Raw genomic sequence first — 408 nt, forward strand, 5'->3', positions numbered from 1 at the left:
AATAATTTCCATATCCCCCATGTCGGCAATTAAATTCAAATGGGCAAAAATATCGCACTTTTCAATATTCTTGATTTTTTTCTCGCCACCCATAAATAAAAATGGCGCAAAGCCGTACACTTCATTAGCATTGAGTGGGCCATATTTTTTTAATGCCGCAGGGAAAAGTGGTTTCTTTTGGCTGCTTTTTATATCAGAACTATCTGGATCCTGACATGTCAAGAAACTTTTTATTGTTTGGTTAGCCTTGCCAGCTTCAATATCTTGCTGATTTCCTTTTTTTGTTCGCATCCAATTAAGGTAAGGGCTGATTTCCACAGAATGTCCGGTTTTCTCACCGTAGAGTTTTAAATTGCCCCAGGCATTACGCGCTATAACATAATAAATATCATCTTGCTCAAACGGGGT

The 408-nt window shown here is 38.0% G+C and carries 1 protein-coding gene; it reads right to left on the reverse strand.

Translation table 11 applies throughout. The features are described from left to right. Positions 1-408, reverse strand: a 408-nt coding sequence (locus H5187_RS24035) for a T6SS immunity protein Tdi1 domain-containing protein (RefSeq protein ID WP_182798525.1), incomplete at both ends; no start/stop codon positions are given.

Source organism: Pseudoalteromonas sp. SG44-1 (genome assembly GCF_014164315.1).
Taxonomy (GTDB): Bacteria; Pseudomonadota; Gammaproteobacteria; order Enterobacterales; family Alteromonadaceae; genus Pseudoalteromonas; species Pseudoalteromonas rhizosphaerae.